Annotated in this window: 30 protein-coding genes; 13 read left to right on the top strand and 17 right to left on the bottom strand. The window is 67.5% G+C overall.

Annotation, left to right across the window (positions count from 1 at the left end; translation table 11 throughout):
* The first annotated feature begins 45 nt into the window (after positions 1-45).
* Positions 46-1389: an MmgE/PrpD family protein gene (locus N0B15_RS15280; RefSeq protein WP_263020579.1), complete on the top strand. Its 1344-nt coding sequence runs from the start codon at positions 46-48 to the stop codon at positions 1387-1389.
* Between the two features lie 101 nt (positions 1390-1490).
* Positions 1491-1853 carry a cupin domain-containing protein gene (locus tag N0B15_RS15275; protein ID WP_263020578.1) on the top strand — a complete coding sequence of 121 codons (363 nt, stop codon included), beginning with the start codon at positions 1491-1493 and terminating at the stop codon, positions 1851-1853.
* Here N0B15_RS15275 and N0B15_RS15270 read toward each other — a convergent pair whose 3' ends face one another.
* Positions 1854-5183: a disk-shape morphogenesis protein volactin gene (locus N0B15_RS15270; protein WP_263020577.1), complete on the bottom strand. Its 3330-nt coding sequence runs from the start codon at positions 5181-5183 to the stop codon at positions 1854-1856.
* Positions 5184-5280: 97 nt separating this feature from the next.
* On the bottom strand, positions 5281-6081 hold the full coding sequence (locus N0B15_RS15265) for an MOSC domain-containing protein (protein WP_263020607.1): 801 nt from the start codon (positions 6079-6081) through the stop codon (positions 5281-5283).
* A gap of 217 nt (positions 6082-6298) precedes the next feature.
* On the opposite strand from N0B15_RS15265, the gene N0B15_RS15260 reads away from it, so the two are divergent.
* The 3 genes from N0B15_RS15260 to N0B15_RS15250 all read left to right on the top strand — a co-directional run bounded on the left by N0B15_RS15260 (position 6299) and on the right by N0B15_RS15250 (position 7455).
* Positions 6299-6484 carry an HEWD family protein gene (locus N0B15_RS15260; RefSeq protein ID WP_263020576.1) on the top strand — a complete coding sequence of 62 codons (186 nt, stop codon included), beginning with the start codon at positions 6299-6301 and terminating at the stop codon, positions 6482-6484.
* Positions 6485-6561: 77 nt separating this feature from the next.
* Positions 6562-6864: a divalent-cation tolerance protein CutA gene (gene cutA / locus N0B15_RS15255; protein ID WP_263020575.1), complete on the top strand. Its 303-nt coding sequence runs from the start codon at positions 6562-6564 to the stop codon at positions 6862-6864.
* A 102-nt stretch (positions 6865-6966) separates the two neighbouring features.
* A complete protein-coding gene (locus tag N0B15_RS15250; protein WP_263020574.1) occupies positions 6967-7455 on the top strand; it encodes a 50S ribosomal protein L11 in 489 nt (162 codons plus the stop codon).
* Between the two features lie 23 nt (positions 7456-7478).
* On the opposite strand, the gene N0B15_RS15245 is transcribed toward N0B15_RS15250, so the two are convergent.
* The 8 genes from N0B15_RS15245 to N0B15_RS15210 all read right to left on the bottom strand — a co-directional run bounded on the left by N0B15_RS15245 (position 7479) and on the right by N0B15_RS15210 (position 13905).
* Positions 7479-8246 carry a hypothetical protein gene (locus N0B15_RS15245; protein ID WP_263020573.1) on the bottom strand — a complete coding sequence of 256 codons (768 nt, stop codon included), beginning with the start codon at positions 8244-8246 and terminating at the stop codon, positions 7479-7481.
* A 104-nt stretch (positions 8247-8350) separates the two neighbouring features.
* A complete protein-coding gene (locus N0B15_RS15240) occupies positions 8351-9280 on the bottom strand; it encodes a class I SAM-dependent methyltransferase (RefSeq protein ID WP_263020572.1) in 930 nt (309 codons plus the stop codon).
* Complete coding sequence (locus N0B15_RS15235) at positions 9277-10458, bottom strand: glycosyltransferase family 4 protein (protein ID WP_263020571.1); 1182 nt, start codon at positions 10456-10458, stop codon at positions 9277-9279. The genes N0B15_RS15240 and N0B15_RS15235 overlap by 4 nt, the downstream gene beginning before the upstream one ends.
* 1 nt (position 10459) lies before the next feature.
* Positions 10460-10837, bottom strand: a complete 378-nt coding sequence (locus N0B15_RS15230) for a 6-pyruvoyl trahydropterin synthase family protein (protein WP_263020570.1) — start codon at positions 10835-10837, stop codon at positions 10460-10462.
* A gap of 112 nt (positions 10838-10949) precedes the next feature.
* The gene (locus tag N0B15_RS15225) at positions 10950-11957 is read right to left on the bottom strand and encodes a zinc-dependent alcohol dehydrogenase (protein ID WP_263020606.1); all 1008 of its coding nucleotides are present in this window, start codon (positions 11955-11957) and stop codon (positions 10950-10952) included.
* Positions 11958-12132: 175 nt separating this feature from the next.
* Entirely contained in the window at positions 12133-12924 is a 792-nt protein-coding gene (locus tag N0B15_RS15220; protein WP_263020569.1) for a CDP-alcohol phosphatidyltransferase family protein, read from the bottom strand.
* On the bottom strand, positions 12914-13282 hold the full coding sequence (locus N0B15_RS15215) for a DUF7475 family protein (protein ID WP_263020568.1): 369 nt from the start codon (positions 13280-13282) through the stop codon (positions 12914-12916). The genes N0B15_RS15220 and N0B15_RS15215 overlap by 11 nt, the downstream gene beginning before the upstream one ends.
* A gap of 59 nt (positions 13283-13341) precedes the next feature.
* The gene (locus tag N0B15_RS15210) at positions 13342-13905 is read right to left on the bottom strand and encodes a hypothetical protein (RefSeq protein WP_263020567.1); all 564 of its coding nucleotides are present in this window, start codon (positions 13903-13905) and stop codon (positions 13342-13344) included.
* Positions 13906-14241: 336 nt separating this feature from the next.
* Between N0B15_RS15210 and N0B15_RS15205 the strand changes: the two genes are divergently transcribed.
* From N0B15_RS15205 to rpl12p, 3 genes are read left to right on the top strand one after another with little or no spacing between them, the layout of a single operon-like run.
* The gene (locus tag N0B15_RS15205) at positions 14242-14880 is read left to right on the top strand and encodes a 50S ribosomal protein L1 (protein ID WP_263020566.1); all 639 of its coding nucleotides are present in this window, start codon (positions 14242-14244) and stop codon (positions 14878-14880) included.
* A gap of 1 nt (position 14881) precedes the next feature.
* Entirely contained in the window at positions 14882-15919 is a 1038-nt protein-coding gene (locus N0B15_RS15200; RefSeq protein ID WP_263020565.1) for a 50S ribosomal protein L10, read from the top strand.
* Between the two features lie 18 nt (positions 15920-15937).
* A complete protein-coding gene (gene rpl12p / locus N0B15_RS15195) occupies positions 15938-16270 on the top strand; it encodes a 50S ribosomal protein P1 (RefSeq protein ID WP_263020564.1) in 333 nt (110 codons plus the stop codon).
* 145 nt (positions 16271-16415) lie between these two features.
* Here rpl12p and N0B15_RS15190 read toward each other — a convergent pair whose 3' ends face one another.
* From N0B15_RS15190 to pyrB, 5 genes are all read right to left on the bottom strand, one after another.
* Positions 16416-16670: a hypothetical protein gene (locus tag N0B15_RS15190; RefSeq protein ID WP_263020563.1), complete on the bottom strand. Its 255-nt coding sequence runs from the start codon at positions 16668-16670 to the stop codon at positions 16416-16418.
* 169 nt (positions 16671-16839) lie between these two features.
* Positions 16840-17412 carry a hypothetical protein gene (locus N0B15_RS15185; protein ID WP_263020562.1) on the bottom strand — a complete coding sequence of 191 codons (573 nt, stop codon included), beginning with the start codon at positions 17410-17412 and terminating at the stop codon, positions 16840-16842.
* Positions 17413-17689: 277 nt separating this feature from the next.
* Positions 17690-18529 carry a hypothetical protein gene (locus tag N0B15_RS15180; RefSeq protein ID WP_263020561.1) on the bottom strand — a complete coding sequence of 280 codons (840 nt, stop codon included), beginning with the start codon at positions 18527-18529 and terminating at the stop codon, positions 17690-17692.
* 268 nt (positions 18530-18797) lie between these two features.
* Entirely contained in the window at positions 18798-19268 is a 471-nt protein-coding gene (gene pyrI / locus N0B15_RS15175; protein ID WP_263020560.1) for an aspartate carbamoyltransferase regulatory subunit, read from the bottom strand.
* Positions 19255-20172 (bottom strand): aspartate carbamoyltransferase, encoded by a 918-nt coding sequence (gene pyrB / locus N0B15_RS15170; protein ID WP_263020559.1) that lies wholly within the window; start codon positions 20170-20172, stop codon positions 19255-19257. Before pyrB ends, pyrI begins: the two co-directional genes overlap by 14 nt.
* Positions 20173-20336: 164 nt before the next feature.
* Between pyrB and N0B15_RS15165 the strand changes: the two genes are divergently transcribed.
* Entirely contained in the window at positions 20337-20960 is a 624-nt protein-coding gene (locus tag N0B15_RS15165; RefSeq protein ID WP_263020558.1) for an RAD55 family ATPase, read from the top strand.
* Positions 20961-21096: 136 nt separating this feature from the next.
* On the opposite strand, the gene N0B15_RS15160 is transcribed toward N0B15_RS15165, so the two are convergent.
* Positions 21097-22128: an FKBP-type peptidyl-prolyl cis-trans isomerase gene (locus N0B15_RS15160; RefSeq protein WP_263020557.1), complete on the bottom strand. Its 1032-nt coding sequence runs from the start codon at positions 22126-22128 to the stop codon at positions 21097-21099.
* A 91-nt stretch (positions 22129-22219) separates the two neighbouring features.
* Here N0B15_RS15160 and cyaB point away from each other — a divergent pair, with 91 nt between their 5' ends.
* The 4 genes from cyaB to N0B15_RS15140 all read left to right on the top strand — a co-directional run bounded on the left by cyaB (position 22220) and on the right by N0B15_RS15140 (position 25107).
* Positions 22220-22765 carry a class IV adenylate cyclase gene (gene cyaB / locus N0B15_RS15155; protein ID WP_263020556.1) on the top strand — a complete coding sequence of 182 codons (546 nt, stop codon included), beginning with the start codon at positions 22220-22222 and terminating at the stop codon, positions 22763-22765.
* Positions 22766-22839: 74 nt separating this feature from the next.
* The gene (locus tag N0B15_RS15150; RefSeq protein WP_263020555.1) at positions 22840-24045 is read left to right on the top strand and encodes a methionine adenosyltransferase; all 1206 of its coding nucleotides are present in this window, start codon (positions 22840-22842) and stop codon (positions 24043-24045) included.
* Positions 24046-24123: 78 nt separating this feature from the next.
* Positions 24124-24636, top strand: coding sequence for an acyltransferase (locus N0B15_RS15145; protein WP_263020554.1), 513 nt, complete (start codon positions 24124-24126; stop codon positions 24634-24636).
* A gap of 48 nt (positions 24637-24684) precedes the next feature.
* Entirely contained in the window at positions 24685-25107 is a 423-nt protein-coding gene (locus N0B15_RS15140) for a hypothetical protein (protein WP_263020553.1), read from the top strand.
* On the opposite strand, the gene N0B15_RS15135 is transcribed toward N0B15_RS15140, so the two are convergent.
* A complete protein-coding gene (locus N0B15_RS15135; RefSeq protein ID WP_263020552.1) occupies positions 25097-25675 on the bottom strand; it encodes a small multi-drug export protein in 579 nt (192 codons plus the stop codon). The two genes, N0B15_RS15140 and N0B15_RS15135, sit on opposite strands and share 11 nt — an antisense overlap.
* Positions 25676-25756 lie beyond the last annotated feature (81 nt).

Here is a 25756-nt window from a genome sequence, read left to right as displayed (position 1 = left end):
GAGCGTGTACCAAGGCGTTTAGCGCCGTCTGTGGAACGGGGACGCATGACCACGGCAGCCGACATCGCGGCGTTCGCGAGTGACCTCGAGTTCGACGACCTCTCCCCCGGCGTTCGGGACGCGCTCGAGCGCCACCTGCTCGACGCGCTCGGCGTCGCCATCGCCGCCAGCGAGTCGGGGACACCGGTCGAAACGGCAGTCAGCGACCTCGAGGGGGAGGGTCCCTGCACGTGCTGGCTGCGCGGGGAGCGGTCGTCGCTCACCGGCGCGACGATGCACAACGCGTCGCTGGTGCGCGCGCTCGACTACTCCGACGCCTACCTCACTCCGGGGGAGACCGCTCACCCGAGCGACTGTGTCGGTGCGCTGCTCGCGACGGCCGAGTACGCCGACGCCACCGGCGAGGACCTCCTGGCCGCGCTCGCGGTCGCCTACGAGGTCCTGGGTGCACTGGCCGAACACGCCCCGGTCCGCGAGCGCGGCTTCGACTACGTCACCCACACGGCCGTCGCCGCGGCCGCCGCCTGCGGGCGCCTCCTCGGTCTCGAGCGGGACGAACTCGTCGACGCACTCGCCATCGTCGTCAGTAGCCAGAACGCGCTACGGGTGGCGCGGACGGGGGCGGTCACCGGGTGGAACACGCTCGCGGCCGCGAACGCGACCCGGAACGCCGTCTACGCCGTGGCTCTCGCCGCGGGTGGCGTGGGCGGACCGGCCGACCCTTTCGACGGCCAGTACGGGTGGAAGGACGTGGTCACCGGCCCGTTCGAACTCTCGTTCACCCCCGGCGAGCGCGTCTTCGACGCCACGATCAGGCGCTACGTGGCCGAGGCGAACGCCCAGTCGGCCGTCGAGGGAATCGTCGAACTCGCGAACGCAGAGCGACTCGACCCGACGAGCGTGACCCAGATCAGACTCGAGACGTTCGCGGCGGCGCGACGAACGCTCGGCGGGGGAGAGGGCGGACGCTACGAGGTGCGAACGCGCGCGCAGGCAGTCCACTCGCTCCCGTACGTTCTCGCGGCCGCGCTCGTCGACCGCGACCTCAGCCTCCCACAGTACGCTGACGATCGGATCCGCGCCGGCGACGTCCAGGCGCTGCTCGAGCGCGTGACCGTCACCGAAGACCCGGCGCTCACCGACCGCTTCGACGCCGGCGAGTTGCCCGCCGTCCTCGACGTGACACTCGAGGACGGCACGACCTACCGCATCGAGAAAGAGACCGCCCGCGGCCACCCGAGCGACCCGCTCGAGTGGGACGACGTCGTCCGGAAGTTCGACGCGATCACCGCCGACCGACTCGACGAGGAGCGCCGTGGCGACCTCGTGGCGGCGGTGCACTCGCTCGAGGACCGCAGCGCAGCGCAGCTGTGTCGGCTGCTGGCGTGAGCGGCCGGCCGGTGTGCCCGTCGGTGCGTACAGCGGAGCGACACACCGCAGGCGCGTGTGCTGGGTGGTGCGTTTTCTGCGCCGACGGAGATGGGTGCGGTATGTACACGCTGGCGCTGCTCGAGCACGCCGACACGGAGTCGTTCGACGAGGGACCGACGCGCCGTGCGATCGATGCTGACGTCGAGTCAGCGCAGATGCGCCCGTCGGTCTGGGAGTACGAAACCGGCGAGAAGAACGTCTACCACCGACAAGAGCAACAAGAAGAACTGTACGTCGTCCTGGAGGGGCACTTCGACGTGACGATCGAACGCGACGACGAACGCGAGGTACTCGAGATCCGGCCCGGTGCGTTCCTGCTCGTCCCGCCGTCGTCCTGGCGCCAGTTCGAGGCGCTCGAGCCGAGTCGCCTGCTGGTCGTCGGTGCGCCGAACGTCGCCGACGACGGTATCCTCGAGCGCTGATCAGGCGTCGGCCGTGACCACGGCAGCGACGACCAGGAGGACACCGACGATAACGACCGGCAGCCCCACCGACGAGCCGGTGAACGCGAGCGTCGAGCCGGCGACGAGTCCAGCACCGCCGCCGCCAGCGAGGACGTTCGTCGTCACGGTCGACACCGGTGCCTCGCGAACCGGGGTTTCGGCGTGAGGGTCCGAACCGGCCTGGACCGCCTCGAGATCGGCCCGCAACGAATCGAGTTCCGCCTCGAGGTCGCTCGTCTCCTCGTCACGCTCGAGATCCTCGTCGAGGCGCTCCTCGAGTCCCTCGACGGCCGCTTCGAGGTCGGTGACCGCCTCCGCCGACGCGGGCTCCGGACGCTCCTCGAACTCCTCGACGTCCGTCGCGAGGGTCGTGAGCGTCTCCTCGAGGTCGGCGAGGTCCGCTTCGAGTGCTTCGACGGCGTCACCGGTGTCCGCGTCCACTCCCGCTTCGAGTTCGGTCTCGAGGTCGTCGAGGCGTATCTCGAGCGACGAGACGGTCTCGTCTACCTCCGCGAGCGCCCCCGAGTCGTCGGATGTTCCCTCGAGAGCGTCCTGCAGGTCCGTGACCTCCGTCGCCAGTCCCTCGAGTTCGGTCTCGAGGTTGGCGATGCGATCCGTGCTCTCGTCCGCCGTGAGCGCGTCGACGGTCGACTCGAGGGTCCCGAGCTGGGACTCGACCGCCGAGATGGAGGTGGTCGCGTCGTCGAGGTCGTCCGTCAGGTCCGCGAGTGCGTCCTCGTCGACCGACGCCGTCCCCTCGGAGCCGCTCGACTCGAGACGCTCGTCGATCGCATCGACCCGGTCGTCGACCGCTTCGAGCGTCGCCTCGGCCGACTCGAGGCGGTCGATCGCGTCCGTCACCGACTCCTCGAGCGCCGCCGCGTCGTCGAGTCGTCCCGTGGTCGACTCGAGGCGCTCTTCGACGTCCGCCACCGAGTCAGCGAGCGCGTCGGTCTCCGAGCGGACCGTCTCGAGGTCCGCTGCGAGCGTCTCTTCTACGGTCTCGAGGTCGCCCTCGAGTGCCTCCGTTCGACCGGTGAGTTCGTCGAGGGCGGCCGAATCGGCGACCGTCGACTCCAGCGCGTCGACCCGCCCGTCGACCGCCGCCGCGGCGTCGGTGGCGTCCGAAGCCGTCTCAGAGACCGTCCCGAGCTCCGCTTCGAGAGTTTCCAGATCGTCTCGAGCGCTCTCGAGCGCGTCGTCGACCGCCTCGAGGTCCGTCTCGAGGTCGGCGACCGCCGTCTCGGCGGCGGCCGTTTCCAGCCGTTGCTCGAGATCCGTGAGCGTCTCCTCGAGTGTCTCCACCTCGGACGCGACCGCGTCGGTCGTCGCGGCAGTCGCTTCGAGGTCTTCGAACGCGGCCGTATGCGCTTCGAACGTCGTTTCGAGTTCCTCGAGGTCCGCCTCGAGCGTCTCGACGGTGTCGGCCGACGCCGCATCCGTGGCGAGCGAGTCGTGGTCGTCTCGTAACGACTCGTACCTCTCTTCCAGCGAGTCGTGATCGTCTCGCAACGACCCGTGGTCGTCCACGAGCGCGTCTCGGTCGTCCTGCAAAGCGTCCAGGTCGTCTCGCAGAGCGTCCCGGTCGTCCGCCAGCGCCTCGAGTCGCGTCTCGCCCTCCTCGAGTGCCGCATCGACGTGTTCGGTCCGGTCCTCGAGGCGCCCCTCGAGTTTCTCGAGGTCCGCTTCGACCGACTCGACGACCTCCGTGAGGACGATCACCTCGGCCTCGGTCGAGCCGACGTCTGCGCGAACCGCCTCGAGGTCCGCGTCGGTCGCACTCTTCTCGGCGAGTTCACCGAGGTCGCCCTGGAGCATCGATACCCGATCACCGAGCGAGGCGAACCGGTCTTGCAGCCGCTCGAGGTCCGTCTCGAACTCCGCGTCGGCACGCTCGAGGTGGTCGACGTCTCCAACGACGGTCTCGAGGTCTGCCTCGAGCGCTGCGATGTTGGCTTCGGCCTCGCTGAGGTCGGGTGCGAGGTCTTCCTCGAGCGCATCGAGCCCCTCCGAGAGCGCGTCGATGTACCCGTCGAGAGCCCCGACCTCGGACTCGAGCGCGTCGACGCGGTCGTCGATGCTCGCGACGTCGTCGACCGAGGCGGCCGTCGCCTCGACGTACTCGAGGTTCGCGAGGAGGTCTTCGACCTCGTCGGCGACCGATTCGACCTCTTCGTCGCGGGTCGCCAGCCGATCGAACAGCCGGTCGATAGCGGCGTCTTCGGTGCCGGCCGCCGACTCGAGAGACGGCTCCTCGAGCGTCGTCTCGTCGAACGAGAGGTCGGCGTCGAGCGGCGAGTCCAGGTCGTCGTCGGCCGCGTCGTCGGACCAGGTGACGGTTTCGTAGGCCTCGACGTCGTCGCGGGCGGCGGCGAGCGCCCCTCTGGCGGCCGCGTCCGCGGGGTCGTCTGCGAGTCTGACACCCCGGATGGAGAAGGGCAGGGCGGCCGCGTCGAAGCGGCCACCGAGGAGGAACTCGATGCCCTCGACCGCACAGTCACCGGCGACGGCGACGGGGACGGAGATGCTCTGTTGGAGGTCCGTCTCGTCGGCCTGCTCGATGATCGCGTCGACCAGCGCCTCGGCGAGGTCGTCGTGCGCCTGTGCCAGCGCGCTGTCGAGACCGCCCGAGGCGGTCTCGGGGTCGAGGGCGAACTCCTCGAGCGCCGACGCGACCTGCGAGCGGGCGTGACCCGTCTCGGCGGCGGCCCGCTCGACGATCCACTCGCTGCCGCGCGCGAGCGAGAAGGCGAGGACCGGAACGCCGTAGTAGGCGAGCGAGACGCTCGTCGTCTGCGATTCGATGCAGACGCCGAGACCGGTGAAGTTGTCCTCGGCTAGCTGGTCGTAGATGACGGCGTAGCCCTTGCTCACCGGCGTGGCGTCGCACTCGAGGGCGGTGAACGCCTGCTCGAGCGTCTCCCGGTGGGCGTCCGTCGGCCGGTCGTCGCCGATCAGCGTCCCCGGGGTCGTATAACAGAGGGACGTCTCGTCCCCGCCGTCCGCGAGAAGACGCGCGAAGAGGGCTTCGAGCGCGGCCAGGACGTGGCCGTCGGTGCGAAGGACGCCCGTCTCGAGCAGCGACTCGAGATCGGCGTCGTCCTCGGCGACGGCCACGGCGTCGCTCCCGAGGAGGTACGTCTCGCCGTCGACGTCGACCGTCAGTGCGTCCTCACCGAGCGCTGCGTCCGCGAGTTCGCCCCCCGAAACCGCGAGACAGACCGGCGGTTCGGCGACGAGTGCGGGCCCGTCGGGTACGTCTCGGGCCGATCGAAGCGCCCCCGTTCCGATGTCGAGACCGTATTCCATGCACCCGCGAATACAGGGAATCCTCTTGGAGGTTTGGCCCTGAATACCAGAAGTGAAAATTAGCGGTGTCGGGCCGCGTAGAATATCGAGCGGACGGTCACGCGCAGGGATCGCGCCGTGAGGTGCCGACGGAGACCTCGTCCCCGACGGCGAGGACGCCGCCGGAGGGAGAGGGAACGCGCGTGTTCACCATCAGCCGAAAGTAGTGGTCGAACCAGGCGTCGGTCGCCCACGCCGGGAGCGTCGCCCGTCGGCGCTCGAGGAAGCGCTCTCTGAATCCCGGCGTCGACTCGCCAGTGTCCGGGTCGCGCGTCGGCACGACGCACCGTTGGCACGGATTGACGCCGTGAAGCGTCACGTCGCCGACCGAGAAGGGGACGACCCGGCCGGGCCGCTCGTAGAGGCGGTCCTCCCAGAAGGCGTCAACGCCGCCGACGACGAGGTTCGGCCGGAGCCGCCGCTGCATCTCGAGCGCGCCGACGCCGTCGTACCACGAGGCGACGCGCTCGAGCGTCGCCTGCGAGATGACGGTCGGTCCCGCCGCCTCGGTGTCGTCGGGGAAGCCGCCGTCGTCGTCGCTGCGGAGACGGACCTCGTAGCCGAAGAACTCCGTGAGCCACGCTGTGAGAGTCTCACGGTCGTCTTCGAGGTGAAACGTCCGGCCGTCGTCACTGCCCCGTTCACAGAGCGTCACCGTCGCCTCGGATGGGGTGACCCGCGAGCGCAGGCGGTGGACGCGCCGCTCGCGTTTGCCGTTGACGTACTCGCCGTCGGCGTCGACCATCGCGTAGCGTCGGTCCCACTCGAGACCGCCACCTGTCGTGAGCGCGGCCACATCGACTGAGATCGGATCGAGTGACTTTACTGGGTAACAGCAGATTCGCTCGAGCGTTGCCACAGCCATCGGTCTCCGTTGGACACACGTCGGGAAAATCGTTGTGAACTCGATCGATCATCCACTACGACACGTCTCACGTCGAGAAGGCTCGACGCGGTAGGCGATCTGTGAAATACTCTACGAACCCCATAATTGCAACGATTGTTAATAGAAAACTGTGTCAAGGGATGGCGGACATGGGTACGGTTATATGCTTTGAGTTCACATACCTCTGCTAATGAGCGTACAAGTGAAGAGACCGACCGCACGAGAGTGCGAGCAGTGCGGCCGACGCGAGCGGTGGGACGAGGACGCAGGTGCGTGGCAGATCGTAACCGAAGACGGCGAGAAACTCGCGGGTAATCCACACTGCATCCACGAGTGGGACATCAACGGGACGTTCAACCCACTCAACGGCCACTGAGACGGACGACAGCGACCGAGTGACGAGCACGCGGAGAGACCGGGAGTGCTTTCTGGGACGACCGCACTAGAGAGCGCATGCCAACGGTGTTCATCACGGTCCCGCCGACGGCCGCAACGGACGTCGTCGAGACGCTGCTCGAGGAGCGCCTCGCCGCCTGCGTCAACCGCATCGAGACCCGCTCGAGCTACCGGTGGGACGGCGAGGTCGTCCACGACGAGGAGGAGATTCTCCTCGTGAAGACGAGCGACGACGCCTACGACGACCTCGTCGCGCGCGTCGAGGAGATTCACCCCTACGAGGTCCCCTGTATCGAACGCTTCGAGGAGTCACACGTGCTCGAGTCGTTCGCGACGTGGCGAGCGGAGGCACTCGAGTGAACCGGCGTGGACTCGAGCGGCGGCCGCCCGTGACACTCGCACACACGACTTCGTGGCCCCGAAAAGACAATCCTTAAAACTCGTCCGCGGGTTCTGTGAGGTATGGCTGGAACAATCGAAGTGCTCGTTCCGGGCGGACAGGCCAACCCTGGCCCACCGCTCGGTCCAGAGCTCGGACCGACGCCCGTCGACGTACAGGCGGTCGTCAGCGACATCAACGAGCAGACCGCAGCGTTCGACGGCACCGAGGTGCCCGTCACCGTCGAGTACGAAGACGACGGCTCCTACGAGATCGAAGTCGGCGTGCCGCCGACGGCCGCCCTCGTCAAAGACGAGGCGGGCTTCGACACCGGCTCTGGCGAGCCCCAGAAGGACTTCGTCGCCGACCTCTCGATCGAGCAGGTCAAGAAGATCGCCGAGCAGAAACTCCCCGACCTCCTCGCCTACGACGCGAAGAACGCGGCGAAGGAAGTCGTCGGCACCTGCGCGTCGATGGGCGTCACCATCGAGGGCGTCGACGCACGCGAGTTCAAAGAGCAGGTCGACGGCGGCGAGTACGACGACGTCCTCCTCGAGGAAGCGGCGGCGTAATCGGCTCACGCCAACGCGTCGTTTTACAGCAGCAGTAACACGGCCGTGTAGCCGGCCGCTCCGGCGAGAAACGCCGGGAAGCGACTCTCGCGTTCCTCGGGCAACTCCTCTTTGATCACGTTGAGGACGACGGCACCGGCGAGAAACGCCAGCGGCAGCGAGAGCAGCGCGTCGTCGATGTGCGTCGCGTATCCGACCGCCGTGCCGGCGAGCACGACGGCCGCGAGGAGCCAGCGCCCCACCTCGTCGTAAGCCGCCCCGTAGTGGTCGTACAGCCCGAAGTCGTTGACGAACAGGTGCAGCCCCATGGCGAGTGCGAACAGCGAGAGTCCGGTGACGCTTGGCTCTTCCTGGTGGACCAGCAGGTAGCCGATGAGCGCGTTGTACGCCGCGAACACACCGATGTGGATCCAGAAGTGCATCGCTGCTGACCCCACGGTCTCGTCGTCACCGGAGGCTGCGTCGACACTCGAGCGGCCAGCCGACGTTTCCGGCGGCCGGGTCGTCGCGTACCACTCGAGTCCGTAGAAGGCGACGAAGCCACAGAGCGAGACGACGTAGACGTGGCGCTCGAGGGTGACGATGGGGAGCAGCGGACTCTCGGTGGCCGTCCGGGCTGCGACGCCGACTTCGGGCAGGAGGTGGACGAAGACGTAGGCGACCGACGCACCGCCGGCGAACGAGAGCCAGCCGCTTCGCGGGACGGTCTCGACGAGTTGCAGGCGGCCGACGACGACGTGAACCGCGGCGAGACACACCGCGAAGACCGCCGGGAGGACGACGAGCCACATATCGGCCGCTCTACCACGCCGACCCGGATAACCCCACAGCCACGTTCCACGCACAGCGAACCCGGCCCACGAGCGTTCGGAGCGTCGCGGGGCCGACCGCGCTCTCAGACGCGCGCCAGCACGTCGAGGTTGTGCGCGACGAAGACGAGTTCGGCGCGCTCGAGTTCGGCGCGACGGCGGCCGAGCCAGCGCTCGTACACAGTCGGATCGACGACCGACGGCGGGTAGTCCGCGAGCGCGCCCTCGACCGTCTCGAGGAGGTACTCGAGGACGCGCGCCTCGTCGGCGGGGTAGCCGCGCGCCCCGTCGGGCGTCGCGTCGGGTGGATAGGTCTCGAGCGGGCGGACGATCCAGTCCCCGCCGCCGGCGGCGAGCACCGACCCGCCGGCCGCGGGCCACTCGAAGAGGAACTCCCGGCCGCGACGGCTGCTCCCCGGTTCATCGCGGACCGCGTCCATGTGTCGGTGGTAGGCGGTGAGTACGCGCTCGTCGCGTGGGTCGCGTGGGGCGAACCCGGTCTCGCCGTCGAACGTGATCGGCGCGTAGACCAGGCCGCCGTCGGCGAGCACGTCGCGGAAGTGATCGACCGTCGAGGCGAGGTCGACGATGTCGAGAAACGCCCCAGAGACGACCGCATCTACCTCGTCGGTGACGGCGAAGGCGTCCCCGACCTCGAGTGTGACCGCGAGCGTTCGCTCCCCGTCACGGGCGACGAGGAGGTCGTCACCCCGCCACTCGACGCGGTATCCGGCCGTCGAGAGCCACCGCGGAAGCCGCTCGCGAGCGAGCGCGATACAGTCGGGGTCGCGATCGATCGCCCGGTAGGAAACCGACGGCGGGAGACACCGACGGGCGGCCAGGCGGGCGACCATCGTCCCCGGCCCGGCACCGACCTCGAGGATCGAAACAGGCGCTCCGTCTGGGCGGTCGGCGAGCGCCGACGCGAAGCGCTCGAGGACCCGGCGGTCGAGCGCCCGGTCGTCGACGGTCCGCTTCGCCAGCAGGTACGCCGTCGTAGAGACTCCTCCAGTCACCGGTGCTCGCCCTCCTCGAGCGACGGATCACGGCGGGTCTGGCCGGTGTCGGCCACCTCGAGCGAACGGAGAAACGACCGAACGTCGTCCGCAGTCTCCGGCCAGTCGGGGTGGGCGTCGGCGGTCTCGAGCGCACGACCCCCGAGTCGGGCGAGTCGCGACCGGTCGCGTGCGAGCCACGCGAGGAGTTCGCTGATCGCGTCTGGGTCCGCCGGCGGGACGAGCAGCCCGTTTTCCCCATCGTCGACGAGCTCACGCGCACCGCCAGCGGCGCTTACAACCGGGACGACGCCGTGTTCCATCGCTTCGAGGGCGACCATCCCGAAGCCCTCGTAGCGTGAGGGGGCGACGAGGACGTGGGCACGCGAGAGGAGCGACACGAGGCGCGCACTCGAGACCTCGCCGGTGACGGTCACGTCCGCCTCGAGTCCGAACGCGTCGATGGAGTCGAGGACGCGGCGCGCGTAGGCGGGGTCGCGTCGGTGGTCCCCGACGAGAGTGAGGTGAACCGGGCCGGGGCGGCCGGCCGCCGGCTCGAGCCGCCGTCGGAGCGAGAGGAGTCCCTCCAGGAGCGTCACCACCCCTTTCCGGGGGAGGAGGGCCCCGACGAAGAGGAGTCGGAGCGGGTCGTCGGTCGCCCGCGCGGCTACGGCCGCTCGAGACGTCGCCCGCGACCCGACCCGACCGCCCGGTGGGGCGACGAGCGTCGGCCGCGAGACGTACGCCTCGACACATCGGCGCGTCGCCTCGCTGACGCAGACGGTGGCGTCGACCGACTCGAGGTAGCGCCGTTCGGTCTCGAGGAGGTCGCCTCCGGGGACGGCGGCCGCCGCCGACCGGAGGTGGTGGACGAGCGCGACGAGCGCGTGCGGGCGCTCGAGGTGTGGATTGAGCCACCCCAGCGTCGGCGCACACAGTTCGTCCTGGACGAGGGCGTCGAACGGGCGGTTCAGGCGGTGCTCGAGCGCTCGCGGGAGTGTCTCACCAGCGGACGCGGTCTCGGGTCCGGCGTCGTAGCGCGAGAGGTCGATCACTTCGACAGCGTCGCCGCGGGCGCGGAGCTGTGAGACGAGCTGGCGGTCGTAACGGTAGCCGCCGGAGCGCGTCTCGAGCGGTCCGGGGACGACCAGGCCGAGTGAGAGTCCGTCGGCGCGGCCGCTCGGCGTCGACGCCTCCATGTCAGAGGTCGCGCTCGTGAGCGACCCAGGCGAGGTCGTCTTCGCGCATCGACACCCGGAGCGACGTGGCGGGCACCGGGTCGAGTCGCTCGAGCAGTCGGTCGCCGAAGATCCGGGCGAAGTGTTCGACGCTCGGGTTCTCGTCCCCGAAGGCGGGGTCGTCGTTGAGGACGCGCCCCCGGTGGGCGTCGACGAGTTCGTCGAGCGCGGCCGCGAGGTGATCGATGTCGACGAGATAGCCGTACTCGTCGAGCGTCGGGCCGGAGAGCGTCGTCTCCACGGTGTAACGGTGGTCGTGGAGGTCGCCTTCGGGACCCGGGTCGGGAACGGTCAGGGCGTGGCTCGCGGTGAACGACCGCGAGAGCGACACCGAGTACATAGCTGTGTCGACACCCGCCAGCGGGTAAGTACCCGACTCTCGACTGCAGGCGCTGAGACCGCAGGTGACCGCCGACACACTCACAGCGCGTACGCCGGAGTCGGCCGCGCCGTCAGCCGTAGTCGAACACCACCTGCACCGCCTCGTTCGGGCGCTCCTCGAGCGTTCGGTAGGCCGTCTGTGCGTCCTCGAGCGGGAGTTCGTGCGTGAACAGGTCCTCGAGGGTGAGCCGTGAGAGCCACGTCCAGGCGAGGTCGTGTCGACGGTCGCGCGAGAACCGCCCCCGGTGTCGTGGCGCGATGGTGCTCACCTGGCTGCTCACGAGCCGAATGCGCTCGCGGTGAAAGCGCCCGCCGAGGTCGAGCGTGACCGGGTTGGTGCCGTACCAGGAGCCGACGACCACCCGGCCGCCGAACCCGGCGGTTTCGACCGCGTCGTCGAGCGCCGACGGACAGCCGGAGAGTTCGTAGACGAGGTCGGCGCGTTCGCCCGTCGCCTCGCGAAACGCCGCCGGCGCGTCCGCCGGCGGGAGTGCGCGGTCGGCACCCAGGTCGGCGGCGAGGTCGCGCCGGCGCGGGAGGTCCTCGACGGCGACGAGCGCCTCGAGCGGCGACCGGGCGAGCAACGCACTCGTCAGGAGTCCGACGACGCCCTGCCCGAAGACGGCGACGCGCTCGCCGATGACCGGTTCGCCGTCGAGGACGAACGTGAGCGCGGTCTCGACGGTCGCGAGCAGCGTCGCCTCGCGGAGCGAGACGTCGGGTGGAATCTCGAGGACGTCGTCGGGACTCGCCAGGAAGTGGCTCTCGTGGGGGTTGTACGCGAAGACCCGACGCTCGAGCCACTCCTCTGGGACCTCGTCACCGACGGCGACGACGGTTCCCGCCGCAGCGTAGCCGTACGAGAGCGGGAACTCGAGCGAGCCGGAGAGCGCGTCGATGGTCTCGTCGGCCGCGAGGTCCGCGGGTGCCTCGCCGCGGTAGACGAGGCGCTCGGTGCCGGAGCTGATCGCGGAGTAGGCCGTCTCGACGAGGAGCTCACCGCGGCCGGGGTCGGGAGCCGGACCGGTCTCGACGGTGACCTCCCCGGGTGCGACGAACGAGAGCCGTCTCGCCGTCATCGCTGGCGTTGCGTCCACGGCCACCGCGGCCGTCGGCGGACGACCCGGCGGTACCGGGCCGGAGGGCGACTGCTGCGGGGACCACGAGGAGACCTGGCTCGAGTCGGCGAGAGCGGTTCGAGGGCGAGCACGTCGAGAGCGTCGACGGCCGTCCACTTGGTCGTTGGCCGTCGTCTCAGCGACGGCGGGAGACCGACAGGTAGTCGGCGGCGAAGCCGACGAGAAACGGCGGGGTCACGGCCGCGGCGAGCAGCCAGGAGATTCGCGGGGCGACGACGGGAAGTACGGCGAGAACACAGACGGCCATCGCCGCGCTGCCGAGTACGCGTCTGCGCCGACTCGGCGGCAGGTCGGAGACGGGGTTGTCGCGAACCGTTCGCCACCAGCAGGCGAGGACGAACGCGTACCTGGCGAGTCCGACGGCGAGGAAGATAGCCGGTGCCCCACCGACGGCGACCGCGTAGACCGACCCGAGGAGCACCGTCGCCCCGTCGACCTCCGCGTCGACGCGTGCACCGAGGGCCGTCGTAGCGCCGATGGCACGCGCGAGCGCTCCGTCGGCCGCGTCGAGAACGACGGCGAACGCGAACAGCCCCGCCGCGACCCACGTACCCCGACCGGCCGGCCCAACGACGGTCAGGCCCGCGAAAAACGCGAGCGCCAGCGCTCGAGAGAGCGTGAGCACCGTCGCCAGCGTGAGCCGTTGTGGACCCGCGAGTCGCGTACTCGTGACGGTCGCCCGGTGAACGACGAGGACGCCGCCGAGGACGACGCAGACGACGGCCGCGTGAAACCGCCAGGGGAGCGACGGGCCACGAAGCGCGAGCGCGGCGAGCACCAGGGTGGTGGGGACGCCGAGGACGACTCCGGATCGAGCGACGACACACCGCACGTCACTCGAGCGGGCGGCAGGGCGGGATTCCCTCGCCGCGTCGGGACGCCGGTCGGTCGCGGTGTCACGACTCACGGGTGTAGAGGACGGCGAGCGCGGCGATCAGGAGGACCTGTGCGAGTTTGTCCAGAACGCCGATGGGAGAGGGATCCTCGAGTACCGGACGGTTGAGGAGGTACCAGAAGAGCAGTTGGCCGGCCGTAAACGGGATGCCGAGGAGGGAGAGGAGGCGACGACGGACGTCGAGGAGGACCAGGGTGACGCCGCCGAAGAAGCCGCCTGCGGCGAGGAGGAAGGCACCACCCATCCAGTGTGGGAGGAACTCGACGCCGAGGACGAGGTGAATCGCGCCACTGAGCAGCGCGAGCGCGATGGCGGCCCAGTGAAGCGGGGTGAGCGACGCCGTCGGGGACTGGCCCGCCGAACTCTCCATCGAGTGAGTCAGTCGACGCCGGGAGGCAAGGGTGTTGTGGAGCGACTCACTCGCTGGGGCTACGTCTTGTTCGCCGGCGGAACGACCCGCTCGTCGGGAGCGGAGAGACCACCGTTGAAGGTCGTCCGGGCGCCCGCACCGGAGCCGAAGATGGCGGCGACCGACGCGATGGCCAGGCCCACCGGCAGGTAGAGCGCGAACAGACTACAGAGCGCGCCGCCGACCGGCACCCAGATCCAGAGACCCTCGAGTCCGAGTCGGCGTGCGAAGAAGCCACCGAGGGAGACGAACCCCATCGCCGTCCAGACGACGAGCGGAATCGCGGCGGCGGCGATCAGCGGGATGGCGAAGAAGATGCCGAGTCGCGAGGCTGCGAGTAGCTGGCCGACGTAGACGAGCGAGACGAGGACGAGCGCCGTCGGGACGCCGACGAGAAAGGAGATGACGGGGCTGCGCTGGGTGGTCTTGACCACGGTGGTCGCGTACTCCGTGAGCAGGCCGAGGACGACCACGCCGAGGACGATGGTCGTCACCCCGAAGAACATCGATCGCTCGAGCGGTTCGAGACCCACGACGAACTCGAGGATTCCCAGTTTGGTGACGAGCGGTGTCACGTCGATCACGCTGTCTCACCTCCGTGACTGTATACTCGCATGCAATATTCATCTACCCGGAGTTAAATGTAGCTTTCGATACTGAGATAAATTCGTCCTCGAGTCCAAAGGCGATAAGTTATGGTTGCACTTAGTGAAACATCGTGTAAATAGCCCGAATGTCGCAGACGGGGGAGGGGTCGACTCGTGAGCGCGACACAGGGGTGGAGTCGGCCGACCGAGACTCGGTGTGGCGAGTGCTTCGACGGGTTTAAGTCCGCCATCCCACTTTCTTCGAGGGAGACAGGCGGATGCCTGTTTCACTGACCCGTAGGAGCACTACCCTGCGTACTACGGAGGTGAACGATGGCAGATACGGACATCCAAACAGCAGTCACGCGCGCTCTCGAGGACGCACCCGAGCGGAACTTCCGCGAAACGGTGGACCTCGCGATCAACCTGCGTGATTTAGACCTTAACGAACCGTCGAACCGTGTCGACGAGTCCGTCGTGTTGCCGTCCGGGACCGGCCAAGAGACAACGATCATCGTCTTCGCAGAGGGCGAGACAGCAGTTCGCGCCGAAGAGGTCGCGGACGAAGTCCTCTCTGGCGCTGATCTGGCCGACCTGGGTGACGACACAGACGCAGCCAAAGATTTGGCTGACGAGACGGACTTCTTCATCGCCGAAGAGGCGATGATGCAAGATATCGCCCGGCACCTCGGGACCGTCCTCGGTCCGCGAGGGAAGATGCCGGACCCACTGAGCATCGACGACGATGTCGTCGAGACGGTCAACCGAATGAAAAATACCGTGCAGGTTCGCTCGCGCGACCGACGCACGTTCCACACGCGAGTGGGTGCAGAAGACATGGGCGCAGAGGACATCGCCGACAATATCGACGTGATCCTCCGCCGTCTGCACGCGAACCTCGAGAAGGGACCACAGAACATCGACTCCGTCTACGTGAAGACGACGATGGGTCCATCCGTGGAGGTGGCTTGAGATGAGCGCCGAAGCCGAACGCAAGACCGAGAACCGTCCGGCCTGGAAGAGCGAGGAGATCGACGCGCTCGCGGCGCTCATCGAAGACCACGAGAGCGTCGGTGTCGTCGGTATCACCGGCATTCCGAGTAAACAGCTCCAGGCGATGCGCCGCGATTTACACGGGAAAGCGACGCTCCGCGTCAGCCGCAACACGCTGCAGACGCGAGCGGTCGAGGAGGCCGGCGCCGACTTAGACGAACTCGTCGGGCACATCGACGGGCAGGTCGGCCTGATCGTGACGAACGACAACCCGTTCGCGCTCTACAAGGAACTCGAGGCCTCGAAGACGCCCGCACCGATCGGTGCCGGTGAGGTCGCCCCGAACGACATCGTCATCCCCGAGGGTGACACCGGGGTCGATCCCGGCCCGTTCGTCGGCGAACTCCAGCAGGTCGGTGCGAACGCCCGCATCGACGATGGCTCGATCAAGGTCATGGAGGACTCGCAGGTTCTCGACGCCGGTGAGGAGGTCTCCGCGCAACTCGCGAACGTCCTCAACGAACTCGAGATCGAACCCAAGGAGGTCGGACTCGACCTCCGTGCCGTCTACTCAGACGGTGTCCTCTTCGACCCCGAGGACCTCGACATCGACGTCGAGGCATACGAGAGCGACGTGGCCGCGGCCGTCGCTGGCGCGCGCAACCTCTCGATCAACGCGAGCTACCCGACGGCGGCGACTGCGCCGACGATCATCGCCAAAGCGACCGCAGAGGCGAAGAGTCTCGGCCTGCAGGCAGCCATCGAGGCACCCGACCTCGCCGGCGATCTCGTGAGCAAAGCCGACGCACAGCTTCGTGCGCTGGCCGCGCAGATCGACGACGAGGAGGCCCTTCCGGAGGAGCTTCAGGGTATCGAGGCACCTGCCTCGAGCCCGGACACAACTGAGGAATCGACTGACGACCAGTCCCAATCCGAGGACGCAGCCGACGACGACGATGACGACGACGACGATGACGATGACGACGGTGCAGCAGGTCTCGGCGCGATGTTCGGATAACACCCCACCACTAGAACAATGGAATACGTTTACGCAGCACTCATCCTGAACGAGACGGACGAAGAGATCAACGAAGAGAACATCACCGGCGTGCTCGAAGCCGCTGGCGTCGACGTCGAGGAGTCCCGCGTGAAGGCGCTCGTCGCCGCACTCGAGGACGTCGACATCGACGAGGCCGTCGCCGAGGCCGCCGCCGTCCCCGCCGCCGCAGGTGCAGCGGGTGCCGGTGCGGCCGCCGACGACGACGGTGAGGAGGTCGAAGAGACCAGCGACGTTCCCGACACGACGGACGACGACGACGATGACGACGACGAGGCCAGCGGCGAGGGTCTCGGCCAGCTCTTCGGCTAACTCGGCTCCGACTATCCTGACGTTTTTTGGCGCGATCGGTGAGCGCCGGCAACGGCAGCGAGGGCGGCGAGGGCAGTCAGCGCTCGCTCACGACGGAACTGGACGAAAGATGGAAACAGCCGCGGGCAGCGGGTGGCTTCGAGAGCTACCCCTGGCCGTCGTCGTCGGTCGATCCGTCCGGGTCGTCGGACGCGTCGGTCGGCGGGTGCCACTCGAGCTGGTGAAACGCCAGTCGCCGGATGACCGCGGGCGGCGTGTCGTCTTTGAGCGTCTCCTCGAGTTGACGGCAGGTCTCGACGAACCGTCGTTCGGCGACTGGCCGTGTAATCTCGGGCTGTGCGGCAACGTACTCGGCTAACCGGTCGTCGTATTCGTCGGTGATGTATCTTCGAATCCCCATCGGTGTCCCCCCTTCTGACGTAAACCGTGACGGTTTACGATACCGTACGGAGTCGAAGCGGGTGCGACGTATTAACCGGACCGATTAGTCGAGAAAAATGATTGTACAGTGAAAAAGATACTCTCTGTCACACGACCCGACGGTCACCCGGGACTGGCGACCGCAGCGGTCACTCCGAGGTCTCCTCGTCCGCGTCAGCCGAGAGTCCCTCGGTGTCGTCACCCGTGTCGATGCCGCCCTCGTCCGAACCGTCGTCGCTTCGTTTGTCGACATCGAGGCTGCGGTCACCGGCGTCTGTCTCGTGCGGGCGGCCCTCGACCTCGGGGGTCGCCCGAACGCTCGGCCGTTCGGCCGGTGAATCAGAACGGTCGGCGGCCGTCGACGACTGCTCACTCGCTCGTGTGGGCCGGTCGTGCTCACTGCGCTGTCGTGGCCGCCGGCCACCCATCGAGGACTCGCGTCGCACCCACTGGCCAGTCTGCTGGTCCGGTGGCAAGGACGGTTCGTTCGCGTAGGCCGTCCTCGCTTCGGTGCCACTCACAGCGGCCTCCGCTCCTTCCTCGAGCGCTTCTCGCATCGGCGAGCGCATCGCCTCGAGTCCCTGGGCGTACGACTGGACCATCGCGTGAGCGACCGACATCCCCTGGGCTTGCACTGTGCGCTGCCACTCGAGCGCGTTGATCGTGAGGTGGGCCGCGTCGCGCTGTAATTCGATCGCGTCGGCGAACAATCGTCCTGACATCGCGGGCATCTGCTGCTGTCCTCTCGGTGGGTTCTCTCTCTCTGTCATGGTATCTCTCACGAGGCGGCTCCTCGAGTGTACAGGCGGGCCACCGAGAACCGTATAAAAGGATGGGTTGGTTGCGACGACAGCGCCCACTAGACGTCGAAAGGGTTCGGTCGGTGACCACCGGCCCGCCTCGACGGCCGAGACGTGCGGCGAGTTCCCGGTAATCGGCCGGACCAATCGATCACTACCTCGAGAAAGCGGCGATTGGCCGGCCGGCTCGAGACGGGGTTCAGTGAGACGAGTCCGGCTGGCCGTGTGAGACCCCGGATCTACCGTCGGCACGGAGTCGGCGCAGGGCCGCCCGGGCGTTGCTCGCGTCGTAGCCGAAGAGGACGCCCTCGCCGTAGGCCGCGGCGACCTCGGTGGCGTGGATGAGGTCGTCGATGTCGACGTCGACCGCGTACAGTTCGACGCTGAACGGCGTCTCGAGTGCGCTCTGGAAGCCACTCGCGATCACCTCGAGCCAGTAGGTCGTCGCGTAGGCCAGATCGTAGAGCGGGATCACGAACTCGTCGACCAGCGCCTCGATCCGCTCGAGGTCGAGTCCCGAGCGCTCGTAGAGGTGGCCCGGGTACGGGTCCGGGTGGAGCGTCAGGTAGACACGCCCCGGAATGCGAGCGGTCGCCCGCTCGAGGAAGTCGGTGACGACATCCGCACGCCACTCGAGCCAGTCGTCCGTCTCGCTCCGGGCGAACTGATCCTGGCAGGTCTCACAGTGGCAGTACTCGGCGCGCGGAAATCCGACGTCGTCGAGGCGAACGTCGGGGTTCACGTCGACGCAGTCGTCGACGATCTCGAGGAGTCCCTCCTGGTACTCGGGGCGACTCGGGCAGACGCTCGCCCAGTCGAAGCACGGTCGCTCGCGCGTGGCGGGAGCGCCGATATCCGAGCGGGCCGCGAGCGACGGGTCGGCGTCAACGGCGGCGTTGTCGCCGAAACAGGAGACCATGTTCACCGCCTCGGGCTGGGGGGTCGCCGACCGGCCGGTGACGTCTTTGACTTCGTAGAATCCGCGATCGAACTCCCCCCAGGTCAGTTCAGCAGCGTTGCGCGTCACGACGCCGTACATAGAGCGGCGTACGGCGTCGAGCGGGTAAGGTGTTCGGAAAACTCACTCCCCGGTCACTCGATGGGGTCGTACTCGATTTCTGCGGGACCCGACGCGCTCGCGCTTACGACTTTCCAGAGGAGGGCGATTGCGGCCAGGACGATCAGGAGTTTGATTGTACGCGACATATACACCTGAACGGTCTCCGGCCGGCCACTTAGATTTTCTGGATCGTTGCTCAGAAATCAATGAAACATTTTCAAAACTGAGAGTCGAGCGAGCAGGCAGATCAGGTGTCGATGTGTGCGGCGATGTCGTCACGAACGATGGTCTCGCAGTACGCACAGCGGACGGCATCCTCGAGGACGGTGAAGCGGGAGACGACCGGTTCCGATCCGGTCGTGATGCAGTTTGCGTTCGGACACGAGAGGACGCCCTCGACGGAGTCGGGGCGCTCGACGCGGTGTTTCTCGACGACCTCGTAGTCGCGAACGATGTTGATCGTCGCGTCCGGGGCGATCAGCGAGAGGACGTCGACTTCGTCCTGGCTGAGTTCCCTGCCCTCGACTTTCACGATGTCCTTGCGAGCGAAGCGGTCGGACGGGACGTTCATCCCGACGGAGACCTCCTCGCCGTCGGCACCGTCGATGCCGAGAATCGCCAGGACGTTGAGCGCCTGACCGCCGCGGACGTGGTCGATGACGGTTCCACTGCGGATCTTGCTCACACGGAGTTCGTGGTTCGTCTCAGTCATCGTCATCACCCAGGAAGGAATCGAGCAGCGCCATCCGGACGATCACGCCGTTGTGCGCCTGCTCGAAGTACGCCGCGTGGTCGGTGTCGTCGACGTCGGCCGCGATTTCGTCGACCCGTGGCAGCGGGTGCATCACCGTCAGATCGTCGGCGGCGTCCTCGAGTATCTCGGCGTTGATCCGGTACTCGCCGGCGATCTGTGCGTACTCGTTCTCGTCCGGGAAGCGCTCGCGCTGGATGCGCGTGACGTAGAGGACGTCGAGCGACGGGAGAATCTCGTCTACGCTCTCGTGTTCTTTGACCGTTACCCCCTCCAGGTGGAGGTCGTAGATGACCTCGCGAGGCAGGCGCAGGCTCTCGGGGCTGATGAAGTGCTGGGTTGCGCCGAACTTCGTCAGGGCGTAGGCGAGTGAGTGGACGGTCCGTCCGTACTTCAGGTCGCCCATGATCCCGATCGTCAGATCGTCGAGACCGGCGTTCTCGCGGATCGTGTAGAGGTCGAGCAGCGTCTGCGTCGGGTGGTGGCCGGCACCGTCACCGGCGTTCAACAGCGGCACGTCGACGAACTCACTGGCCATCGCCGCCGCCCCTTCACGCGGGTGGCGCAACACCAGTGCGTCGGCGTAGCCTTCGATGACGCGGACCGTGTCGGCGAGACTCTCGCCTTTGGTTACGCTCGAGGATTCGACCGCCCCCATGTCGACGACGTCGCCCCCCAGGCGCTTGATCGCCGCCTCGAAACTCATCTTGGTCCGGGTGCTCGGTTCGAAAAAGAGCAACCCGAGGAGCGTCCCCGCCTGACGCTGCGCGACGGCTTCCGGGTCGTCGTCGATCTCGCTGGCACGGTCGAGGATCGACTCGATGTCCGCCCGCGAGAGTTGTTTGCTCGTGATGAGATGGTCGTGACGCATCTGCTCTGTGATGACCCGCCGAGACCCTTCAATCTCCCCATTCGACCTCGAGTTACGTGGCAAACACCGTAGCTTTCTCACCTGTTGTCAGTAAATTCCGCATATTTAATACAGGCACTAAAGCAAAGAGTTATGATACGTACGTGGCAAAGGTTCACAACCGCATGGTTGGTCGGCTAGAGACCGGTATCGACGTGCTGGATCGCAAGCTCGACGGGGGGCTCCCACCCGGCTGTGTCGTCGCCTACACCGCAGACGCAGCCAGCCAGTCAGAGCTGCTCCTCTACGAGTTGACGGCCGCACGAGGGACGCTCTACCTCACGACCGAACGCTCCGACCACCTGGTTCGTCACGCCATCGAAACGTCGAAAGCCCGCGTCGGGAGTCCGACGATCAGGTACCTCAACGCCGAGAACTCGCTCGAGGAGGCCTCCCGGCTGGTGGGCGCCTTGCCCGACGGGGCGAACCTCATCATCGACACGGTGGACGTGTTAGAACAGGCTGAACGCAGCCGCTACGTCTCGTTTCTCAACGAACTGAAGATGCAGATGCTCGAGACCGGCAGCATCGCCATCTTACACTGTCTGAAAGACGACCGGCCGGCGAACCGGTCGGCGACGACCCACCTCGCGGACATCGTCTTCGACCTGCGAACGACCGTCGGGGCGACCGAACTCGAGAACCACCTCACGATTCCGAAGTTCCGCGGGGGTGGCGCACCGACCGAAGCGATCAAACTCGAGCTCTCGAACGCCGTCGAGATCGACACCAGCCGAGACATCGCCTGAGACGGCCACCGCTCGGCCAGGATCGGAAACGTGACGCCAGTCAGAATCCCGATCAGACAGATCAAACGGCGGGACCGCTCGAAGCGAGCGCTCGTGAGCCGAGACCGGTGAAAGAACGGACAGACGTTCCGCGCGATTACTCGTCGTCGCCGATGTCCGCCTCGAGTTCCTCGACGATCTCGTCGGCGTCGATGTCTGCGTCCTCGAGTGCGTCCTCGAGACCAGCGCCACCTGCACCGCCCATGCCGCCCATCATGCCAGGCATGCCAGCGGGCATTCCCTCGATGACTTCCTGGACGATGACGCGCTCGACGTCGACCTTGCCCATGATGTCCTGGGCGATCTGCTGTTTCGAGAACATCCACTGCTGGTTCATCGCCAGCTGTGGCGTCGACTCGATGTAGAGCGTCTCCTTGTCGACGGTGACGGTCTCGTACTCGGGTTCTGCGTCCTCGTCCTCGGCGTCAGCGTCCGCCTCCTCGCTCTCGTCATCTTCCTCGTCGTTCTCGACGAGGACTTCCTCTTCGACCTGGTCGGTCTGGATCCACAGCTCCGGTTCGACGTCGAGGTACATGCCGAGTAAGCCGGCGGCGCGCTCTTCACGGTCGTCGACGATGTCGAGAACTTCGTAGTCGTACTCGACGTCTTCGCCGGCGAGCGGGTGGTTGAAGTCGACGCGGGCACGGCTGCCCAGGATGGTGACGATGTTGCCGTGCTGGCCGTTGACGTGGACGTGTGCACCGGGGTAGCGGTCGTCCTCGTCGATCTTCTCGACGCTGATCGTCTCGACGGCACTCGAGTCGTACTCGCCGAAGGCCTCGGCGGCGGGAATCGTCACCGATCCCGACTCGCCGACCTCCGTCCCGGAGATGTCCTCCTCGACGGCGGCGAAGATGTGACCCTCGCCCAGCACGACCGTCCGGGGGGCGAACTCGCGGTCGCCCGTGTCGACGCCCTCCTCTTCGGCGACCGCTGGGTCGGTCGTGTCGACTAACTGCTCGCCCTCGACGGTCCGGGCGGTGTAATCGAGTTTGACGAAGTCGCCCGCACCGAGTCCCTCTTCTTCTTCCGTCTCGGTCTCGTCGGCGTCGCTCTCCGGTGCGTCCGTTGGTTCTTCATCGGCGTCATCGGCCTGTGCCTCGAGTTCGGCCTCTTGTTCCTCGGTCATACATTGAACGTCCCGCTGTCTACATTTAAGGACGACGTTTTGGGGCCGACGGAACGACCGATTCTTACCGCTCGCTGACGTTCACGCTCACATGTACGAGGTCGAAGTGAAAGTGCGAGCGAGTCTCGCGGGGGTTCGTCGTCATCTCGAGGACCTCGAGGCGACCCCGCTCGGGACCGTCGTCCAGGCCGACACCTACTACGACGCCCCGCACCGGTCGTTCGCCGAGACGGACGAAGCGCTCCGCATTCGCCGCGAACGAGCGGCAGACGAGGACGACGAACAGGCCCGGCTCACCTACAAGGGACCGCTGGTCGACGAGCAGTCGAAGACGCGCGAGGAGTTCGAAACCGGCGTCGAACGCGGAGCGGTCCTCGCGGGCGCCCTCGAACAGCTCGGGTTCGATCCGGCCGCGACGGTGACGAAGCGACGCGAACGCTTCGCGCTCGAGGGCTACACCGTGACGCTCGACGCCGTCGAGGGCGTCGGCGAGTTCGTCGAGGTCGAGACCGAGGCGGACGAAGAGACGCTCGAGGAGGCCAGAGACGGCGCGCTCGCCGTCCTCGAGCGGCTCGGTCTCGACCCCGAGAGTCAGCTTCGCACCTCCTATCTCGAGTTACTGCTCGAGTCGTCGTGATATTACTACTAGGCATAATTTCGCGTTTTGTACTTTTCGCAAGTTATAGAAGAGCGCGTGGGTAAGCGGATACAATGACCGCGCGGAACATCCGGGTCGAACCGATCGACCGACGAGCAGTCGAGGACCAGGAGGTCGAAATCGTCGAGCGGAAAGGCATCGGCCACCCCGACTCGATCTGTGACGGCATCGCCGAGAGCGTCGCGGGGGCGCTCGCGCGAACGTATCTGGAGCGCGTCGGGAAGGTGCTCCACTTCAACACCGACGAGACCCAGCTCGTCGCCGGAGAGGCCGCACCCGCCTTCGGCGGCGGCGAGGTCGTCGACCCGATCTACATCCTGATCGTCGGCCGCGCCACCAAACACTACGAGGGGACGACCATCCCGACCGAGCGGATCGCACTCGAGGCCGCCCGCGAGTACCTCGCGACGAACCTCCCGGAACTCGAGTACGGCATGGACGTCGTCGTCGACGTCAAACTCGGCGAGGGCAGCGGCGACCTCCAGAGCGTCTTCGGCGAGGACGGCGCGACGGTGCCGATGGCCAACGACACGAGTTTCGGCGTCGGCCACGCCCCGCTCTCGGAGACCGAACGGATCGTCCTGGAGGCCGAGCGACGGCTCAACGGTGTCTACGGCGAGGACCACCCAGAACTCGGCTCCGACGTGAAGCTCATGGGCAAGCGCGAGGGCGACTCGATCGACGTCACCGTCGCCGCCGCGATGGTCGACGAACACGTCGAGGACATGGACGCCTACGTCGAGGCCGTCGAGTCGGTCCGCGAGTGCGTCGAGACGGTCGCCAGCGAGCACACAGACCGCGAGGTGACCGTCTACGTCAACACCGCCGACGACCTCGAGTCGGGGTCGATCTTCCTCACCGTCACCGGCACCTCCGCCGAACAGGGTGACGACGGCTCGGTCGGCCGTGGCAACCGCGCGAACGGACTCATCACGCCCAACCGCTCGATGTCGATGGAAGCCACCAGCGGGAAGAACCCCGTCAACCACATCGGCAAGATCTACAACCTCCTCTCGACGGACATCGCCGAGACCGTCGTCGACGAGGTCGACGGCATCCGCGACCTGCGCGTGCGCTTACTCAGCCAGATCGGCCGCCCCATCGACGAACCCCACGTCGCCGACGTCCACGTCGTCACCGCCGACGGCGTCGCACTCGAGGACGTCCGTGGCGAGATCGAGACCATCGTCGACGCCAAACTCGCCGACGTGACCGAGATCACCCGACGCGTGATCGACGGCGAACTCACGACCTTCTGAGCGCGACCGCTCGAGACCGGGGGCGACACACCGCCCGCGCGGTGCGTTCTTATACCTCGACGGTGAATCTCACGGCCAGTGACCGACGACACGCCCTCGTCTCGACACGACCGCGTCACCAGCCACCCGACACCCGGTGCGCGGAACTCGCTGGCCCACTGGACACGCGCGCGCCACCCCGCTCGCGTCGCGTTCAACTACGTGCTGGTCTGGCTCGTCAGGACCGTCCCCAGCCTCCGGCTCAGGCGCTGGCTACTGCGGAGACTCGGTGCGAGCGTCGGTCCCGGCGTCTCCTGGGGACTCGAGGCCACCCCCGACGTGTTCTGGCCCGACCTGCTCACCCTCGGCGAGGGGGCTATCGTCGGCTACGACGCGACCCTGCTCTGTCACGAGTTCCTCCAGGACGAGTACCGCACCGGCGAGGTGGTCGTCGGCGAGCGCGCGATGATCGGCGCGGGAGCGATCGTCCTCCCAGGGGTCGTCATCGGCGCTGAGGCGAGCGTCGCCGCGAACTCGCTCGTGACGCGCGACGTCCCGCCCGGGGAGACGGTCGCCGGTGTCCCCGCCGAGCCGATGGGCGAACGCGAGTGACCGGTCGGTGAGCCACCCTTTTTCTTCTCACGCACTCGAGGCGAGGGCATGAACCGACGCGCCTACCTCGCGGGGTTCGCCGCGGCCGCGGGGCTCGAGACCCTCGCCAGCGTTCGCCGGATTCGCGGCGTCGACACACGCTTCGAACTGGTCCGCCCCGAACTCGCCGTCGCCGACCCGCCCGCGGTCTCACTCGAGGGGCAGACGGCGCTCGCGCGCGGCACCGTCCAGTACGGCTCGAGTGCCTGTGGGAGCGTCGACCTGGCCCACGCAGCATACGAGCGCTCACAGGAACGGCTCGACCTGCTCGTCGTCGCGTCCGACGACACCGGATTCAGATTCGGCTGTACCGACGACCTCATCGAGACCGGCTACCGGCTCGAGGCGACGGTTCGCGGACGCCTGCGGCGGGTGACGGTGACCGAACACCACCTCTTCGGTGAGACCTACTCGACGACCGTCAGCGAGTGAGGACGCCGACCGACAGCGCCCCCTCGAGCAGCGAGAGCCCGGCCACCGAGGCGAGCGTAATCGCGACGGTCCAGCAGGCGATGCTCACGCTCATCCAGGCGAGCGTCGAGCGCGCGCGAGCGCCGAAGCCGAGCGCGAGGACCGCCGCCAGGTGGACGCCGGTCAGCACCGGAGCGAGCAGCGCGAGCCCGGGCATCCCGTAGGCGTTCCAGAGCCGGCGAGCGCGGGCGCGGCGTTTCGACTCGCTCGGCTCACCGTCACGTCGCCGCTCGAGCCACGCCGAGAGCCGGTCGTAGCCAGCGACGATGGCGTAGATCGGTGCCACGTTGCCCGCGAAGGCGAAGAGGGCGACGGGGGCGGGGTGTAAGCCGACGGCGACGGCGATCGGAATTACGGCGAGAATCTCGACGAAGGGGATCGCCGCGAAGACGAACACGAGGAGGTACTGGAGGACGACGTTCGACTCTTCGAGCCAGGTGCGGACGCCCGACCCGGACTCGAGGACGCCGGGAGCGAGGCTGAGACTCGGGAGCGCGTCGGCGGGCGCGACTGTCAGCGTGGGGTCCATCACCACCGAGTTCGTCGCCGAAGAGAAGAAAGGAGTCGATTTACGTTCGTCAGCCGCCGGTCAGTGAGAGCGCGCCGCGAG

The organism is Natronobiforma cellulositropha (assembly GCF_025629245.1).
GTDB lineage: Archaea > Halobacteriota > Halobacteria > Halobacteriales > Natrialbaceae > Natronobiforma > Natronobiforma cellulositropha.
This window is presented reverse-complemented; position numbering and strand designations above follow the sequence as displayed.